The sequence below is a fragment of the Burkholderia sp. Bp9090 genome, assembly GCF_003857985.1.
Lineage (GTDB): Bacteria > Pseudomonadota > Gammaproteobacteria > Burkholderiales > Burkholderiaceae > Burkholderia.
This window is the reverse complement of sequence record NZ_QTPV01000005.1, coordinates 269979-287149: the sequence shown is the minus strand read 5'-3', so window position 1 is coordinate 287149 and position 17171 is coordinate 269979. Positions and strand designations below refer to the sequence as shown.

Sequence of the window (17171 nt, the reverse complement as noted above, 5' to 3'; positions counted from 1 at the left end):
TGTTCCTGTCGGCGTTCCCGAGCGCCGCGCTCACGGGCCAGTCGTTCGTCGTCAGCCACGGCTGGTTCATGCAGTAAGGTCCTCGCCTCCCTGACGGGAGGCGATTCCCGTACTACCGCCCATTCTTGCGATGGCGTGCCGTCAGTCGACGCCACGCCATCCGTCACCGCCGTCCACGGCGGGATTTCTCGGAGCAACTGATGAAACCGCACGCGCGTACAGAAAAGCAGGCCGTCGATGCGGCGGACCTGCAACACGAAGCCGGCGCGCCGGCCGCTGCGCGGTCGCTGCCGTACGAAACCATCGCGCTCGTCCTGCAGGGCGGCGGCGCGCTCGGCGCGTATCAGGCCGGCGTGTTCGAAGGGCTGCACGAAGCGGGCGTTCCGCTCGACTGGATCGCAGGCATCTCGATCGGCGCGCTCAACACCGCGCTGATCGCCGGCAATGCGCCCGAACATCGCGTCGAGCGGCTGCGCCAATTCTGGGAAACGATCTGCCAGCCGGCGTTCTTTCCCGCGATTCCGGCCGCGTTCGAATTCGCGCTGTTCAACAGCATCGACCAGGTCCGCACGTTCTTCACCGCATCGCAGGCCGCAAGCGCGATGATGCAGGGCCAGCAGGGCTTCTTCTCGCCGCGCTTCCCGCCGCCGCTGCCGGGCGTGTCCGATCATCCGGAAAAGATCAGCTGGTACGACACGTCGGCACTGCGCGCGACGCTGCTCAAGCTGTGCGATTTCGACCGGATCAACTCGGGCGAGACGCGCGTGTCGGTCGGCGCGGTCAACGTCGGCACCGGCAACTTCGTGTACTTCGACAACTCGCGCATCCGCCTCGAGCCCGAGCACTTCATGGCGTCCGGCGCACTGCCGCCCGCGTTTCCGCCGGTCGAGATCGACGGCGAGTATTACTGGGACGGCGGCGTCGTGTCGAACACGCCGCTGATGGAAGTGCTGCGCGCGCGTCCGCGGCGCGACACGCTCGCGTTCCAGGTCGATCTGTGGAGCGCGCGCGGGCCGCTGCCGCGCACGATGGCCGACGTCGCGGAACGCACGAAGGACGTGCAGTATTCGAGCCGCACGCGTTTCGTCACCGATACGCTGCAGCGCGAACAGCGCTACCGCAACGTGCTGCGCCACGTGCTCGAGCAGGTGCCGGAAGAGCAGCGCAAGAACGACCCGTGGTGCATCGAGGCCGAAGCGATGTCGAGCGGGAAGAAATACAACATCCAGCACCTGATCTATCAGCAGAAGGCGTACGAGCACCACTACAAGGACTATCAGTTCGGTCTGTCGACGATGCGCGACCACTGGTGCGCGGGTCTCGACGACATCCGCAAGACGCTCGCGGTCAAGGACGGCCTCGCGCTGCCCACCAACGACGCGGGCTTCGTCACGCACGACATTCACCGCCGCCGGTGATGCCGTGTGCGACGGACCGGCGTGCAGGCTGCGCCGGTCCGTCCTCTGTTCCGATTCGACATGCCGATCTTCATTGCGCTGTTCGCGCTCATCGCCCTGGGATGGGGCGCCGTCCACCTGTTTCACGTCATCGCCGCGCAGTTCGGCCAGCCGGTCGCGATCGCGGCCGCCGTGCTCGCCGCCGCGATCCTGATCGCGCTGATCGCATGGTGGATCAAGCGCCGCCGCGACATCGCACCGAACACGAAGGAACAAGGCTGGACCCACATCGTGCATCGCGCGTGGGGCGAGGTGCGCGTGTCCGCGACGCAGGGGCTGCTGTGGCTGTCGCACGACGGCGCGGACGGCCGCTATACGTTGTCGCAGCTCGACGGCTGCGAGGCGGCGCCGATCGGCGGCCGCTGGCATCTCGTCGTGCGCGTGCGCGACGCGGTGCGCGGCGAATGGAAACTGCCGATGATGGACAAGCGCGATGCGCAGCGCTGGGCGCGCGTGCTGATGCTCGCGAAGGACAACCGGCTGTAGGACGGCGGCGCGGTTCCCTGAGCGCCCTAGCGCGCGCCGAGTGCCCACAACGCGTCGAGCACGTGCTGGGTCGACCGCTCGACCGGGCCGGCCCGATGCGCGATGCCCAGTTCGCGCCACAACGCCGGACGCAGCGGCCGCATGACGATGCGTGGGTCGGGCAACGGGGCGCCCGCCTCGTGCGGCAGCAGCGTCGCGCCGTAACCCGCGGCGACTAGGCTCTTGATCGCATCGTTGTAGTTGAGTTCGATGCGCGGCTCGGGCCGGTGGCCGCCGAGCGCGAACCATTCCGTCGTGAGCCGCGACAGGCGGGTGGTCGCATCGTTGAGAATCAGCGGGCGCGCGGCCAGATAGGCCGGCGTCACGCGTGCCGGCAGCCGCCAGTCCGCGGGCAGAAAGGCCAGCACCGGATCGCGCCGCCACGCGCGGATGGACAGCCCCGCGACCGCCGCCTGCGGCAGGGCGACCAGCCCGACGTCGAGCGAGCCCTGCGCAAGCCGCGCCAGTGTGTCGTGCGACGTGAGCACCGCGATCTGGACATCGATGTCCGGATGCTGCTCGCGCAGCCGGGCCACCGCCTGCGGCAACAGATGGGCGATCGCCCCGGTCGATGCTCCGAGGCGCACCCGCCCGGTCAGGCCCTGCACTTGCCGCTCGACGTCGTCGAGGGTCGACTCGACCTCGGCCAGCAGACGGCGCGCCCGCTCCACCAGCACCGCACCGATCGTCGACGGCTGTACGTTGCCGCGCGTGCGCGACAGCAATGGCGCACCGATGCGGCTTTCGAGTTCGGCGACATGAAGGCTGACCGTCGGCGGCGCAAGATGAAGCAATTGCGCGGCGGCCACGAAGGATCCCTGGTCGGCGATTGCGACCAGCGTACGCAGCCGGTCCAAACTGATCTCGCGCATGCCCACCTCTCGTTCAGGAAAACTGAATCCGGTCATCAGGAAATTCAACTTTTCCTATTCTAGGCGTTCGATGGACGATACGGCTTTCCGATGCCCGAAACGAGGAACGCGACCATCATGAGCCTCCCTACTGTCTATATCGACGGCGACCAAGGTACGACCGGACTGCAGATCCACGAGCGCCTGCGGGATCGCACCGACCTGCGGCTCGTCACGCTGCCGGATGCCGAGCGCAAGGACCCCACGCGGCGCGGCGAAGCGATCAACGCGTGCGATATCGCGATTCTGTGCCTGCCCGACGCCGCCGCGCGCGAAGCGGTCGGCTTCATCCGGAATCCGGCGGTACGCGTGATCGATGCGAGCTCGGCCCATCGCACCGAACCGGAATGGGTCTACGGTTTCCCCGAGATGGCCGACGGGCACGCCCAGGCCATCGCACGTGCACGGCGCATCACCAATCCGGGCTGCTATCCGACGGGCGCGGTCGCGCTGCTGCGGCCGCTGCAACAGGCCGGCCTGCTGCCGCGCGACTACCCGGTGAGCATCCATGCGGTGTCCGGTTACTCGGGCGGCGGCCGCGCCGCCGTCGACGCATTCGAATCGAACGACGCCGCGCGCGCGAAACCGCTGCAGGTCTACGGCCTCGCGCTCGCGCACAAGCATGCGCCCGAGATCCAGCTGCATGCCGGGCTCGCGCATCGTCCGCTGTTCGTGCCGGCTTACGGCGCCTATCGGCAGGGCATCGTGTTGACGGTGCCGATCGAGCTGCGCCTTCTTCCGGCCGGCGTGACCGGTGAGTTGCTGCACACGTGTCTCGCGCACCATTACGCCGGCGCGCGCCATGTCGAGGTCACGCCGCTCGCGGATACGCGCACGATCACGCATCTCGATCCGCAGGCGCTGAACGGTACGAACGACCTGCGGCTGAGCGTGTTCGTCAATGACGATCACGGTCAGGTGCTGCTGTCCGCCGTGTTCGACAATCTCGGCAAGGGGGCATCCGGCGCGGCCGTGCAGAATCTCGACCTGATGCTCGGCACGGAGAGCGCTGCGAAAGCGGCTTGACGCCGGAGCCGCGGGTTTGAGCCGCGGTTTGGGTGCGGGTGCGGGTGCGGGTGCGGGTGCGGGTGCGGGTGCGGGTGCGGGTGCGGGTGCGGGTGCGGGTGCGGGTGCGGGCATCATCGTCGGTCGGGCTCGTGCCTCGCGGCCATCGACGTATCGCCGCCTGTTGCGTCGTGTCGGCCCATGACGCGATGGCACGCCCAAAACGGGCATGTGCCGACGTCGCAGACATGCCCCCGTAAAAGCTCACCTTTCGCCGATTTCAGCCCGCATCGTCGCTCGCCGCGGCATTCAACCCGGCGAGCGCCTCCGCCAGAAAATCGACGCACACGCGCACCTTCGCCGAAGCCGCGACGCGTTCCGGATAGACCGCCCAGATGTTCGCCGGCTGAATCACGTCCGGCAGCACGCGCCGCAGCGCGCCGCGTTCGATCAGCGGCCCCGCCTCCCAGATCGAGCGCAGCACGATCCCGCGCCCGGCCAGCGCCCATTGCACGGCCACCTCGCCGTGGTTCGTCGACAGCGCGCCGCCGACCTTCACCGTTGCCGTTTCTCCGCGCAGGTTCAGCCGCCACACGCCGAACGGATGGTCGCGCTCCTTGATCGCGAGGCAGTCGTGCGACGCGAGATCCGCGAGCGTGCGCGGCGTGCCGCGTCGTGCGAGATAGTCGGGCGACGCACACAGCACGCGGTAGTTCGCGGCAAGGCGGCGCGCGATCAGGTGATCGGCGATCTCGTCGCCGATGCGCACGTCGAGGTCGTAGCCTTCGCCCGCGACGTCGACGAGCCGGTCGAACAGATCGAGCCGCACGTTCAGCTGCGGATAGCGCGCGGAGAAGTCGAGCAACGCCGGCGCGACGACGTGGCGGCCGAAGCCGAAGCTGCTCGAAATGCGCAGCGTGCCGCGCGGCACCGAGCGCGTGGTCGAGACATCCTCGACGAGATGATCGACGTCGTCGAGAATCTTCTCGGCACGCGCGAACACGCGTTCACCGGCCTCGGTGACCGTCACGCGGCGCGTCGACCGATGCAGCAGCCGCGTGCCGAGCTGCGCCTCGAGCAGCGCGATGCGCTTGCTCACGTACGCGGGCGACACCGCGAGCTGCTCGGCGGCCGCGCTGAAGCTCGTCAGGCGGACGACCAGGCTGAAGACGCGCAGGTCGTCGAGATTCGGCGATTTGTTCACGATTCGTGGAAAGTCGATTAACCTTTCGCACGATTTTAATCTGAATGGAAATAAATAAAATGGCGTCACGTTCCGCTGCGCACGCTGCCGGCGGCCCGAACAGCCAAGGAGGCTTGCATGAGCGACAAGACGTACAGGATTGCCGTCATCCCCGGTGACGGCATCGGCCGTGAAGTGATGCCCGAGGGCCTGCGCGCGCTCGACGCCGTGACGGCGCGCTTCGGCATCCGTTTCCAGTTCGAACAGATCGACTGGGCGAGCTGCGACTACTACGCGCAGCACGGCAAGATGATGCCGGACGACTGGAAGGCACAGCTGTCGGACATGGACGCGATCCTGTTCGGTGCGGTCGGCTGGCCCGCGACGGTGCCCGACCACATTTCGCTGTGGGGTTCGCTGCTGAAATTCCGCCGCGAGTTCGACCAGTACATCAACCTGCGGCCCGCGCGCCTGTTCGACGGCGTGCCGTCGCCGCTCGCCGGCCGCAACGCGGGCGACATCGACTTCATGATCGTGCGCGAGAACACCGAAGGCGAATATTCGTCGGTCGGCGGCACGATGTTCGAAGGCACCGAGCGCGAAGTGGTCATGCAGCAGTCGATCTTCACGCGTCACGGCACCGAGCGCGTGCTGAAGTTCGCGTTCGAGCTCGCGCAGCGCCGCGCGAAGCGCCTGACCGTCGCGACGAAGAGCAACGGCATCGCGATCAGCATGCCGTGGTGGGACGCGCGCGCGGCCGAGATGGGCGAGCGCTATCCCGAGATCGCCGTCGACAAGCAGCACATCGACATCCTGTGCGCGCGCTTCGTGCTGCAGCCCGACCGCTTCGACGTCGTGGTCGCGTCGAACCTGTTCGGCGACATCCTGTCCGACCTCGGGCCAGCCTGCACGGGCACGATCGGCATCGCGCCGTCGGCGAACCTGAACCCGGATCGCACGTTTCCGTCGCTGTTCGAACCGGTGCACGGCTCCGCGCCGGACATCGCGGGCCAGTACGTCGCGAACCCGATCGCGATGATCTGGTCGGCGGCGATGATGCTCGACTTCCTCGGCAACGGCGCGGGCCGCGAACGCGAAGCGCACGATGCGATCGTCGCGGCGATCGAGGACGTGCTGCGCACTGGGCCGCGCACGCGCGATCTCGGCGGCCAGGCAGGGACGCAGGAAGTGGGTGAAGCGATCGCGGCGCGGATCGCAGGCTGACGGAACGATGCGCAGGGCGCGCGCAGGTGGTCGATGGATGCATGTTCAGGGGTGAGCAACACGACCGGCTGCCGCGCACCCTGGTTGATTCCGATGTGCGGGCCTGGACGCGCGCGTGTCGGTATCGATGTGATTTCGAACGGTGAGCAACGCGATGCGGTGACACGCACGGTCACGTGTCGATCCATCGCCGTAACCGGCATCACGTCGAAGTCGAGCGGTGAGTTGCATCGCGCATCGCTACACACCGATCGAATCCCGCCAGTGTCGATGTCGCATTCGATTCGCGCGCGGGCAACGCAACGAAAGCGCGAGCACTGCAATGCGCACGGCGCTTCCGTCAGCGCAATCGCGCCATTTCCTGCGAAGAATGATCGGTGAGACGCGGGACGTGAAGAATCACACCGTCCCGCACGGAATCGCTCCTTCTCCCGAAAACTCTCACCTCAATACACGGCTCCCGAATTTCCTCACCGTTGAGCACAGGCGGCGCGCTCGATGCGTGATCGAACGCGTTCACGCGTCGTCATCGTGCTGCGTCACAGCCCGAGATCGGACAGGCCGGGATGATCGTCCGGACGGCGGCCGAGCGGCCAGTGGTACAGGCGGTCCGCTTCGCGAATCGGCAGATCGTTGATGCTCGCGTGGCGATGCGCCATCAAGCCGTTTTCGTCGAACTCCCAGTTTTCATTTCCGTATGAGCGGAACCAGTTGCCGGCGTCGTCATGCCATTCGTAGGCGAATCGCACCGCGATGCGATTGCCGCCGAACGCCCACAGCTCCTTGATCAGCCGGTAGTCAAGCTCGCGCGTCCATTTCCGCTGCAGCAGGCCGACGATCTCGTCGCGGCCCGTCACGAACTCCGCGCGATTGCGCCACCGGCTCTGCGGCGTATAGGCGAGCGACACGCGCTGCGGGTCGCGCGTGTTCCACGCATCCTCCGCGGCGCGCACTTTCTGGCGCGCCGTGTCGAGCGTGAAGGGCGGAACGGGCGGACGAACTTCCGAGGAAGCGGACATGGGATGCTCCTGTTCAAGGTTGGGGCCGCGCACGAACGCAGCCGGTTGGGACGCGTTACCGCGACGCTCGAGACACCGTATCGAGCAAGCATTCGGCGGCTGCGCGCGCATCGCGCGCCGCGACGGCATCGCCGCTGACGAGCGCCACGGCGATCGCGCCGTCGATCAGCACCAGCCATTGACGCGCGAGGCGGGCCAGCCCGCGGCGCTCGATCCCGGCTGCGTCGGCATACGCGTCGAACCGCTCGCGCACGAACGCGAGCAAGCGCGCCTTGTGCATGCGCGCGACGACGCGCACCGGATCGTCGGCGTCGGCAATTTCACCGGACGCGTTCAGGAATGCGCAGCCGTGAAAATCGGGTTCCACGAACCAGTCGCGCAGCACATCGAACATGCCGAGCAACTGCGCACGCGGCGACTTGCCGCGCGCCAGCGTCGCGTCGACGAACCAGCGCATCCAGCGTTCGTCACGGCGCTCGAGCGCGGCCACGACCAGCGCCTCCTTCGATTCGAAATGCGAATAAAAGCTCTTTCGCGCGGCACCGGATCGCTTCACGATCGCATCGACACCCGTGGCGTGGATGCCGCCCGAGTAGATCAGCGCCTCGGCCGCGTCGAGCAGCCGGTCGCGAACGGCCGGTTCGCCGGAGAGGTCATCATGTGTGTTGTTCATGGGTTTACGGTAGAACGATCGTTCTCCCTCGTCAACAGCCGCGTGAAAAGGCCCTGCCGTCGGAAGGGCCGATCGCCGCATGGTCCCGATGGCGAGCGGCGCATTGCAGCCGGCGTTTACGACATTTTTTCTTGAAGCTGGCGCGGGGGGCTCACTACACTTCGGTCACCCTGTCTGGCCGAAAGGACATCATGCAGCGACCGGAATCCGCACGCTCCGCGCGTGCCTATGCGGCTTATGCGAAGCGGCTCGACGGCCGCGTCGTGGTACGGCGTTTCGATCCGCGCAGCGATTCGTATGAGTCGCTGACCGCGTTGCTGCATCGTGCGTACGCGCCACTCGGCGCCGCGGGCTTCAACTGTCCGGGCGTCGACCAGCCGGCGTCGGCGACGCGCGAACGCATGCTCACCAGCGAGTGTTTCGTCGCGCTCGGCAACGCGCATCTGGTCGCGACGATCACGATGCAACCGCACGATCCCGATTCGCGTTGCGATCCGTATCGCAGCCGACGCGTCGCGACGCTCGGCCAGCTGGCCGTCGATCCGGTCTGGCAGGACCGCGGCATCGGCCGTGCGCTGCTCGCGTTCGCGCAACGGCGGGCTGCCGCGCGTGGCGCGACGCACATCGCGCTCGATGCGCCGCATGCGGCTGTCCGGCTCGTCGACTTCTATCGTCGCGAAGGGTTTCGGTTGATCGACGTGATGCGGTTTGCAGGACACAGCTACGACAGCGCGATCCTGTGCAAGGCGGTTGGCGTAGCGGGCGCGCCGATGCCTGTATCCGACACGACATCGATCGACGTCGCGCAGCGCGCCGGAGCGGCGTCGTGAGACGCGAAAGCGACGACGATCGCGCGCGGCTCGCACTACGTCGCGCCCGCACGCGGGCAGCACTGCGCATGCGCGGGCTGGTGAAGCTGACGGTCATCACGATCGCGGTCACGCAGATGCTGACGCTCGCGTTCGACAGCCTGCTCGTGTTGCTGGGCGACACGCCGGAAGCCGCGACATTGCTGCTGTTCCGCTTCGTCACGTGCGCGCTGGTCAGCTTCTGGCTTCAGGCGGACGCATCGCGCGCGTATCGGAATGCAGCGCAAAACGGACTCGTGACGGTGTCCGGCGCGCATGGCGATCTGATCGAAATCGCACCGCAATGCCCGAAACGCTGGCTCGTCGTGTTGAGTCTGCAACTCGAGCCGCGATGGCCGAACGGTGAGCGGATCGAATAGCAGGCAGCGCACCGATCGATGCCGGCTGGCGGGCTGATGGGTGAGTTGCATGTCGGTGATCGGCTCACGCCTCGAGGCCGAGCCGTGACCGGGTTGCGTGGTGACGTGCTGGCGCTGACGCAGGGCAAAACCATGACACGCGATGATGCGGCAAGGGCCCACTATTCAGGCACGACAAGCGAAGACGGAAGGGCAGGAAGAAAGGCACGCGCCGAGCGACGCGACGGAGTGGGCAGCGGAGCGGCGCTGATGGGTGAGGTGCATGCGCGATTGAATGTCACCGATGAGTGCTGCGGAATCGAAGTGCGATCGCCCTCGTATCGCTGACGAGAAACGACGTGCAGCCCGTTGAATTCCACGCCTGCGCGACACGCGGCAGCATGATCGAGCCGCCGTTCGGTACGCAAACACAGCTCCCGAATATTCTCACCTTACGCGTTCGTCGAAGCGGCCCAGCCCCGACAAACGCTCATGCCCGCACGAGCGGGGCAGCCGGCAAACGTACCGAACCGCCCCGCCGGCGCTCAGACCGTCCAGTCGAGAATCACCTTGCCGCTTTCACCCGACAGCATCGCGGCGAAGCCTTTCTCGTAATCGTCCGCAGCAAAGCGATGCGTGATGATCGGCGACAGATCGAGACCGCTTTGCACCATCGCGACCATCTTGTACCAGGTCTCGAACATCTCGCGACCGTAGATGCCCTTGATCTCGAGCCCCTTGAAGATCACCTGGTTCCAGTCGATCGCCGTCTGCGCGGGCGGAATGCCGAGCAGCGCGACCTTGCCGCCGTGATTCATCGCCTCGAGCAGGCTCGTGAACGCGCTCGGCACGCCCGACATCTCGAGACCGACGTCGAAGCCTTCCGTCATGCGCAGGTCGGCCATCACGTCGCGCAGCGACTCGCGCGCGACGTTGACCGCGCGCGTCGCGCCCATCTTGCGCGCGAGCTCGAGCCGGTAGTCGTTGATATCGGTGATCACGACGTTGCGCGCGCCGACGTGCTTCGCGATCGCGACGGCCATGATGCCGATCGGGCCCGCGCCGGTGATCAGCACGTCCTCGCCGACGAGATTGAACGACAGCGCCGTATGCGTCGCGTTGCCGAACGGATCGAAGATCGACGCGAGATCGTCGGAGATCTCGGGCGGAATCTTGAACGCGTTGAACGCGGGAATCGCCAGGTACTCGGCGAACGCGCCTTCACGGTTCACGCCGACGCCGACGGTGTTGCGGCACAGATGCCGGCGCCCCGCGCGACAGTTGCGACAGAAGCCGCACGTGATGTGGCCTTCGCCTGACACGCGATCGCCGATCGCGAAGCCGCGCACTTCCTGCCCCATCTCGACGATCTCGCCGACGTATTCGTGACCGACGTGCATCGGCACGGGAATCGTCTTCTGCGCCCAGTCGTCCCACTTCCAGATATGGATGTCGGTGCCGCAGATCGCCGTGCGGCGAATCTTGATCAGCACGTCGTTGTGTCCGACTTCGGGGCGCTTCACGCGCGTGAGCGTGAGGCCCGGGCCGCGTTCGAGCTTTGCCAGTGCTTTCATGGTCGCGCCTCCGTCAGACGATGCCGAGCGACTTGCCGACGCGCACGAACGCGGCGACCGTCTGATCGATCTGTTCGGGCGTATGCGCGGCGCTCATCTGCGTACGGATGCGCGCGCGACCGCGCGGCACGACCGGGAACGAGAAGCCGATCACGTAGACGCCTTCGGCGAGCAGCTTGTCGGCCATGTTGGTCGCAAGCTGCGCGTCGCCGAGCATCACCGGGATGATCGGATGCGCGCCCGGCACGAGCGTGAAACCCGCGGCCGTCATCTGCTCGCGGAAACGCGCGCCGTTCTCGCGCACGCGTTCGCGCAGCTTCGCCCCTTCGTCGCTGCCGAGCAGTTCCAGCACCTTCAACGACGCCGCGGCAATGCTCGGCGTCAGCGTGTTCGAGAACAGGTACGGGCGCGAACGCTGGCGCAGCAATTCGACGATCTCGCGGCGGGCCGCGACGTAGCCGCCCGATGCGCCGCCCAGCGCCTTGCCGAGCGTGCCGGTGATGATGTCGACGCGACCGTCGACGCCGCAGTGCTCGGGCGTACCGCGGCCATGCGCGCCGATGAAGCCGACCGCGTGCGAATCGTCGACCATCACGAGCGCGCCGTAACGATCGGCGAGGTCGCAGATGCCTTTCAGGTCGGCGATGATGCCGTCCATCGAGAACACGCCGTCGGTCGCGATCAGCTTGTGGCGCGCGCCCGCGGCGTCGGCTTCCTTCAGCTTCGCCTCGAGGTCGGACAGGTCGTTGTTCTTGTAGCGGAAACGCTTCGCCTTGCAGAGACGGATGCCGTCGATGATGCTTGCGTGGTTCAGCTCGTCGCTGATCACCGCGTCGTTCTCGTCGAGCAGCGTCTCGAACAGGCCGCCGTTCGCATCGAAGCAGCTCGAATAGAGGATGCTGTCCTCGGTGCCGAGAAACGATGCCAGCGCGCTTTCGAGCTGCTTGTGCACGGTTTGCGTGCCACAGATGAAGCGCACCGACGCCATGCCGAAGCCGTCCTGGTCGAGACCGGCCTGCGCCGCGGCGATCAGGCGCGGATCGTTCGCCAGACCGAGATAGTTGTTCGCGCAGAAATTCAGCACGCCGGCACCGCCGGCGAGCCGCACGGCCGCCGCCTGGGGACTCGCGATCTCGCGCTCGGTCTTGTAAAAACCGTCCGCGCGGATCTGGTCGAGCGTCCCGCGCACCTGGGCGAGAAAGGCATCACGCATCTCAAAGCTCCTGACAGGGATTCGCATCCCGTCGCGCGCCACTCGTGGCGGCAGCGCAACGGCCTGCTACTGTTATAGTCGGTCGTTCGGTTGACCGCATTTATCCGATATTCCGAACTAAAATTCGAAATACCGAACAACTCTAAGCGAACGGAAACCAAATGGCAAGTTCCTCCGCGTCGCGGCGCACGCCTGCCAGCGCCGCACCGCAAGCGCCGGGCGTGACGCCGCCGCGCGTCGGCGAGCAAATCCAGCGCCTGCGCAACGAGCGCAAGCTGACGCTCGACGACCTGTCGCGCGCGGCTGGCGTATCGAAGTCGATGCTCTCCGAGATCGAGCGCGACAAGGCCAATCCGACGATCGCGGTCGCATGGCGGCTCACGAATGCGCTCGGCATCACGCTCGACGAGCTGTTCTCTCAGCCGAAAGCGCCGGAGACGATCCGCGTGGACGGCCCGCACGACATCCCGACGCTCGCCGGCCACGACGGCCGCTATCAATTGCGCGTATGGGGCCCGATCGACCTGGCCGGCAAGTTCGAGTGGTACGAACTGACGCTGCCGGGCGGCGGCGCGCTCGTGTCGAACGCGCACGAACCCGGCACGCGCGAGCACCTCACCGTGCTGCAGGGCGCGATGGAAATCGAAGCCGCGGCGGCGAGCCGACGCCTGAAGGCGGGCGACACCGCGCGCTACCCGGCCGACACGCCGCACGCGATCCGCAACCCCGGCAAGGCCGAGGCGCGCGCACTGCTGATCGTGATTCATCGCTGACGATGCGGCTAGCTGGCCGAAAGGCCAGTTGCGGAAAATACTGTATGTTTGTACAGTAAACGGACATTCCGCCATGCATGGCCGGGGCGGCGCACCGAGGCGCCCGCGCCGGTCGACAGGAGCCTGCGATGACAGAAGAACAAGATTTGGCCGCGCTCAGCTTCAAGGCTGCCGCGCACGACCTCGAACTGATCGTCCGCCATATAGCCGGGCGCTACATCCGTCAGCGCGTCCCGCTGTCGTGGCGCCTGCTGCACGCGATCGAAGCCGAGGCGCTCGCCGATCTCGGTTTTGCCAGCCGGCACGAGGCCGGCATGCGTCAACTGTTCGAACGGCCATCGGACATGACCTTTCCCGAAACGGACGATCCGATCGACTTCGGCCGATCGAACGCGCTGCCCGCCGTGTTCTCGTTCGCGGTCCTCGCGTATGAAGCCGCGGCCAAATCGCAGGAAGCGGCGCCCCGCGAGCGCGTTCACCGCCCGTCGAAGGCGTGGGGCGACTGACGTCAGGCCCCGAGCGTCCGACACGGTGGGCGGCTCCCGCATCCTGCTGTCCGCGACGTCGCGGAAAGGGCTACCATATACGCAACTAACGGAATAAATGACATGTCCCTTCCCACGCCCTCCGACACCCCGGCACGCCCGGAAGAAAAGGATCTGTTCGACCGCGGCGCGTCCGACTGGATCATCTCGCCCGAAGCCGCGTTCGACGCGTGGCTTGCCATGCAGGACTACCGCCGTTCGTCGGCCGACGTCTACCGCGCGCAATGGGGCGCCTTTCTTGCGTGGCTGCGTGCAAACCAGAAAAACCTGGCCACGGTCGATACCGCAACGATCGCGAACTTCGTCGGCGAGCTTCCGATCCGGAAAACGCAGCGAATGCGTTATTTGCGGCTGATCGAACGCGTGCTCGACCACATCCGGCGCACCGAGTTCGCGTCCACCAACCCGGCCCGCTTCATTGCTCAGGATGGCGAAGCGAACTGGCGTCAGGCACGCGACAACGAGCCAACCGGTTTCCTGACGCCGGCCGAACGCGCAAAGTTGCTGGCCTATCTGTTTTCGCCGATCGGCGTGTCCGGCTCCGCGTACTGGAAAGAGCGCCGCGACCGCGCGCTCGTCGCCGCGTTTCTCGGCGCCGGCGTGAAGACCGGCGAAGCACGCGTGCTCACGATTAGTTGCATCAATACGAGCGGAACGTCGCTGCAGATCCCGTCGACGCATCCCGATTTCGCGCGCGAAACCCATCTGGCGTCGTTCGCGATCGCGTTGCTCGAAGCATGGCTCGTGGAGCGCAAGCGCCAGGAGATTCCCGGCGAGCTCGTGTTTCCCGCATCGCACGCCGGGCGGCCGATGCACAAGGCGACGATGCTGCGCGCGATCGACGCGATCGTCGAATCCGCCGGGCTGACGTCGTCGCGCACAGCGCGCGCGAGTCCGCAAACGCTGCGCAATACCTATGCGGCCGAGCTGTTCGAACACGACGTACCGCCCGAGCGGGTCGGCAAATGGCTCGGCTTCGTGCGGCCGATCTCGTCGAACCGGCTGCACCGCGCGTGGAAAAACTGGCGTGACGATCTCGCGAATGGTGACGCTTCCGACCAGGACGAAACTCACTGATGACGAACCGGCTGCTCACGCGACGTGATCCGTGAGCAGCCTTGTGCGGCGTAGCCTCACCGTTTCCCAGCTCCCGAAAAACCTCACCTCACACGTCCCGAATCACCTCACCTGTGTGATCGCTGTGCCGACCGGCGCGTCAATCGCGTGCAAAGCGTGCGATCGCTTCGAATCGTGAAGGCCAGGGCCCCGACGCATGTTCGCATTCGGGGCACGATACTTCGAACCCGTCGTCGCCGTGCGACAACTCCGGTTCGCCGTCGCAATGCGGGCACTGGGTCGGCACGGGAATTTCATGGTCCAGTGACGTTCCGATCGCGGAAAACGCATCGGCATCCAGCTGACCGGCATCGGCCAGGCGCCGAATCAGCGCGGAAATCTCCGGGTTCATCCCGCGGCTCGCGCGCAGCGTATTCACCTCGCGCGTCGCGCGCTCCAACTCGTCGCCCTGGCTGCGAAGCTGTTCCTCGAGCCGGTCCGCGCGGGCCTTGGTCGAACTCAGTTGCTGAAGGAAATCGAATTCCTTGCGTTGCACGTCGCGCAAACCGCTCTGATAGGTCGACGCCATGCTGCGCAGCGAGTCCAGCTCGACCAGCATCGGTTTGACGCGGCGCTCGGCTTCCGCCACCGCATCCTTGATCTGCTGCGCATAGTGTTCGGTGCGCTGCTGCAATTCGGCTTGCAGCGTGTCGATACGGTCGCGCAGCGCCGCGTTCTGCGTCTGTTCGGCATCGACGCGGCCGGCCATGGCGGCCAGTTCCTTTTCGAGTCGGGCGACTGTGGTGAGCAGCGTCGCCTCGTTTGCCGAACCGTGCGTCGATTGCGAGGCCAGCTGCACCTCGAGCTCGGTCACACGCGCCTGCAGCTGCTCGTTGCGGGCTTCGCTGCGCGTCAGCGCGCCCTCGAGGGTTTCCTGGCGAACCGTGGCGTCGCGCAGCCGCTGTTCCGCATCGGTCACGCCGGCGCGGATCTGCTCGCGGTCGACATCGAGACTTTCCCTGGCCGCTTTCAACGCCTCTTCATATAGCGCGCCAAGCAATGCGCCCGCCTTTTCCTCGACCGCTTTCGGAATCGCCGCACCGTCGAGCCGAACCTTCGACGCGGCACGGATCCGTTCCCAGAAATGATCGATGTCCTTCGGAATGTCGCTGGCACTGCCGGTCTGGGTCAGATCGCGGACATTGGCGGCCGACGGCCGGATGCCGAGATCGAAAAACAGGCGCTTGCAGGCATGCAGCGACAACTCCTGGCGGCGCGCGCCGCTCGCGCGTAGCGATTCGAGTTCTTCCCGGATGGCTTCACGTATTTCATCCAGCGTCATAGCAGGACTCACAGACATTGAAATGTTGTGATCATAACGGAATACGTATTTTTTGATACCTGTTTTTGTCGGCCGCGGTGAATTTACGTCACTGTGCACAGAAATCGGCGCTGTGAGCCGATCTGGATGAGCCAGCGTCCCGATTCCGTGAAACAAAGCGAAGAAAGCGAGCCAAGTACTTGTGCTGAAAGCGTTTTTTAGCAAGCCCCGAAAAAGGGCATTTGTTTCACATGATGGGCGTCACGCTCACTGTCGGTGTTCAGGGGTTGGGGTCTCTGTGGAAAACTCGACGACCGATGTCTTGAGAGTATTAGAAGTAAACACCCTTGAACCCTTAGTTAAAAACGTTAACGCCACGGCACAGCCTTATGTAGCAAGGCTTTCCGGCCGACAAGGTGAAGTTTTACGGGAACCAAGGTGATCTTCTGCGGGAGCTGAAGTGATGGGGTTCGGGGATCTGCGTGAGCCGATGCAGGAAAGGTCGTGAGCGGATTCGGGATCACAGTGAAATGCGAGATTTCCCAAAGGTGAGGTTTTTCGGGGCCGCACAGCCATGGAACCCGCGCTGTGCCTGCGCGCACAGTTTTCTGCCTGTGCAGACATAGGTGAGAATTTGCGGGACCTTACTCGCGCCCCTATTCTGCCCATCTTTTGGGCAGTTTTCATGAAAGGTGAGGTTTCACGGGACTCCACAGGGATTTGCTGTGAGGATTTCCGGGAACCGACGGTCATTTTGCACAGCAAAAGTGCCCTGTGGGGCCTGTGAAGCCTGAAAGGTGAGGCTTTTCGGGAGCGAAATCCGGGTTTTCCTGCCCGGATCCCGTTGAGGTGAGCTTTTTCGGGACATCGATCACAGGCTGCCGTTTGCCTGATAGGTGAGTCTTTTCGGGAGCGCCATTTGCTCGAAAATAGGGCAAAGGTGAGGCTTTTCGGGACCCATAACGGGGCGAATTCGCTGAAAAGCCCGCCGGGACTGGCAGAAATCTGATTTTTGCTGTGCCACTTTTTGGCACAGGTGAGAGTTTTCAGGAGTCGATACACAGCTGCCGCCGACGTTCGCCTAACGCAAAGGTGAGGCTTTTCGGGGGGCGATCGCCGGACACAGCGGAACGCCTGCTGCACATAAGTATCGGACGGCATTGACATTTTTGATACCGCGGCGGTTACGGTGAGGTTTTTCGGGAGCCATATCCGCGTCCGTTGGAGCGCCACTTTTTCAATAAGGTGAGGCTTTTCGGGAGGTCCTGGCTGGCGATCCCGCGTGTGCCGGGGACTCGTCTGGATCCGGGGCACAGAATTCCGAGCCGTTGAGGTGAGAATTTTCGGGACCGAACGGTTTCCGTGCGCTGTACAATGCGCGCCCGGGCCTGTGAATCGGCTTCGATGGCCTCGAGGCGCATCCTTTTTGGCGCGCTTCCCGGGTGCCGGGCGTGGTTGCGGTCGCCTCGGTACAGCCACGCCTGT

General features: G+C 65.5%; 17 protein-coding genes. 10 read left to right on the top strand and 7 right to left on the bottom strand.

Features of this window, described 5'->3' with window-relative positions:
* Window positions 1-200: 200 nt before the first annotated feature.
* Together DIE16_RS07845 and DIE16_RS07840 are read left to right on the top strand one after the other, a co-directional pair.
* A complete protein-coding gene (locus DIE16_RS07845) occupies window positions 201-1418 on the top strand; it encodes a patatin-like phospholipase family protein (protein ID WP_185500303.1) in 1218 nt (405 codons plus the stop codon).
* A gap of 60 nt (window positions 1419-1478) precedes the next feature.
* On the top strand, window positions 1479-1943 hold the full coding sequence (locus tag DIE16_RS07840; protein ID WP_124520195.1) for a hypothetical protein: 465 nt from the start codon (window positions 1479-1481) through the stop codon (window positions 1941-1943).
* 26 nt (window positions 1944-1969) lie between these two features.
* Here the strand turns inward: DIE16_RS07840 and DIE16_RS07835 are convergent, their stop codons facing one another.
* Complete coding sequence (locus DIE16_RS07835) at window positions 1970-2854, bottom strand: LysR family transcriptional regulator (RefSeq protein ID WP_044849281.1); 885 nt, start codon at window positions 2852-2854, stop codon at window positions 1970-1972.
* Window positions 2855-2971: 117 nt separating this feature from the next.
* On the opposite strand from DIE16_RS07835, the gene argC reads away from it, so the two are divergent.
* Window positions 2972-3919: an N-acetyl-gamma-glutamyl-phosphate reductase gene (gene argC / locus DIE16_RS07830; RefSeq protein ID WP_124520194.1), complete on the top strand. Its 948-nt coding sequence runs from the start codon at window positions 2972-2974 to the stop codon at window positions 3917-3919.
* A 259-nt stretch (window positions 3920-4178) separates the two neighbouring features.
* Here argC and DIE16_RS07825 read toward each other — a convergent pair whose 3' ends face one another.
* The gene (locus DIE16_RS07825) at window positions 4179-5102 is read right to left on the bottom strand and encodes a LysR substrate-binding domain-containing protein (RefSeq protein WP_124520192.1); all 924 of its coding nucleotides are present in this window, start codon (window positions 5100-5102) and stop codon (window positions 4179-4181) included.
* Between the two features lie 117 nt (window positions 5103-5219).
* Here DIE16_RS07825 and DIE16_RS07820 point away from each other — a divergent pair, with 117 nt between their 5' ends.
* Complete coding sequence (locus DIE16_RS07820; RefSeq protein ID WP_044848750.1) at window positions 5220-6305, top strand: tartrate dehydrogenase; 1086 nt, start codon at window positions 5220-5222, stop codon at window positions 6303-6305.
* Window positions 6306-6356: 51 nt separating this feature from the next.
* Window positions 6357-6686, top strand: a complete 330-nt coding sequence (locus DIE16_RS07815; RefSeq protein WP_124520190.1) for a hypothetical protein — start codon at window positions 6357-6359, stop codon at window positions 6684-6686.
* A gap of 158 nt (window positions 6687-6844) precedes the next feature.
* Here DIE16_RS07815 and DIE16_RS07810 read toward each other — a convergent pair whose 3' ends face one another.
* Window positions 6845-7324 carry a nuclear transport factor 2 family protein gene (locus DIE16_RS07810; RefSeq protein WP_124520188.1) on the bottom strand — a complete coding sequence of 160 codons (480 nt, stop codon included), beginning with the start codon at window positions 7322-7324 and terminating at the stop codon, window positions 6845-6847.
* 55 nt (window positions 7325-7379) lie between these two features.
* Window positions 7380-7997, bottom strand: a complete 618-nt coding sequence (locus tag DIE16_RS07805) for a TetR/AcrR family transcriptional regulator (protein WP_124520186.1) — start codon at window positions 7995-7997, stop codon at window positions 7380-7382.
* Window positions 7998-8188: 191 nt separating this feature from the next.
* On the opposite strand from DIE16_RS07805, the gene DIE16_RS07800 reads away from it, so the two are divergent.
* A complete protein-coding gene (locus tag DIE16_RS07800; RefSeq protein ID WP_124520184.1) occupies window positions 8189-8827 on the top strand; it encodes a GNAT family N-acetyltransferase in 639 nt (212 codons plus the stop codon).
* Complete coding sequence (locus DIE16_RS07795; protein WP_124520182.1) at window positions 8824-9225, top strand: hypothetical protein; 402 nt, start codon at window positions 8824-8826, stop codon at window positions 9223-9225. The genes DIE16_RS07800 and DIE16_RS07795 overlap by 4 nt, the downstream gene beginning before the upstream one ends.
* A 524-nt stretch (window positions 9226-9749) precedes the next feature.
* On the opposite strand, the gene tdh is transcribed toward DIE16_RS07795, so the two are convergent.
* Together tdh and DIE16_RS07785 are read right to left on the bottom strand one after the other, a co-directional pair.
* Window positions 9750-10778: an L-threonine 3-dehydrogenase gene (gene tdh / locus DIE16_RS07790; protein ID WP_124520178.1), complete on the bottom strand. Its 1029-nt coding sequence runs from the start codon at window positions 10776-10778 to the stop codon at window positions 9750-9752.
* 13 nt (window positions 10779-10791) lie between these two features.
* Window positions 10792-11991, bottom strand: a complete 1200-nt coding sequence (locus DIE16_RS07785) for a glycine C-acetyltransferase (protein ID WP_124485968.1) — start codon at window positions 11989-11991, stop codon at window positions 10792-10794.
* 161 nt (window positions 11992-12152) lie between these two features.
* Between DIE16_RS07785 and DIE16_RS07780 the strand changes: the two genes are divergently transcribed.
* The 3 genes from DIE16_RS07780 (at window position 12153) to DIE16_RS07770 (ending at window position 14386) form a co-directional block, all read left to right on the top strand.
* Window positions 12153-12764 carry a helix-turn-helix domain-containing protein gene (locus tag DIE16_RS07780; protein ID WP_124485969.1) on the top strand — a complete coding sequence of 204 codons (612 nt, stop codon included), beginning with the start codon at window positions 12153-12155 and terminating at the stop codon, window positions 12762-12764.
* 128 nt (window positions 12765-12892) lie between these two features.
* Entirely contained in the window at window positions 12893-13270 is a 378-nt protein-coding gene (locus tag DIE16_RS07775; RefSeq protein WP_124485970.1) for a DUF2471 family protein, read from the top strand.
* Window positions 13271-13372: 102 nt separating this feature from the next.
* On the top strand, window positions 13373-14386 hold the full coding sequence (locus tag DIE16_RS07770; protein WP_124485971.1) for a tyrosine-type recombinase/integrase: 1014 nt from the start codon (window positions 13373-13375) through the stop codon (window positions 14384-14386).
* 139 nt (window positions 14387-14525) lie between these two features.
* Here the strand turns inward: DIE16_RS07770 and DIE16_RS07765 are convergent, their stop codons facing one another.
* Window positions 14526-15707, bottom strand: coding sequence for a DNA-binding protein (locus DIE16_RS07765; RefSeq protein ID WP_044848759.1), 1182 nt, complete (start codon window positions 15705-15707; stop codon window positions 14526-14528).
* Window positions 15708-17171 lie beyond the last annotated feature (1464 nt).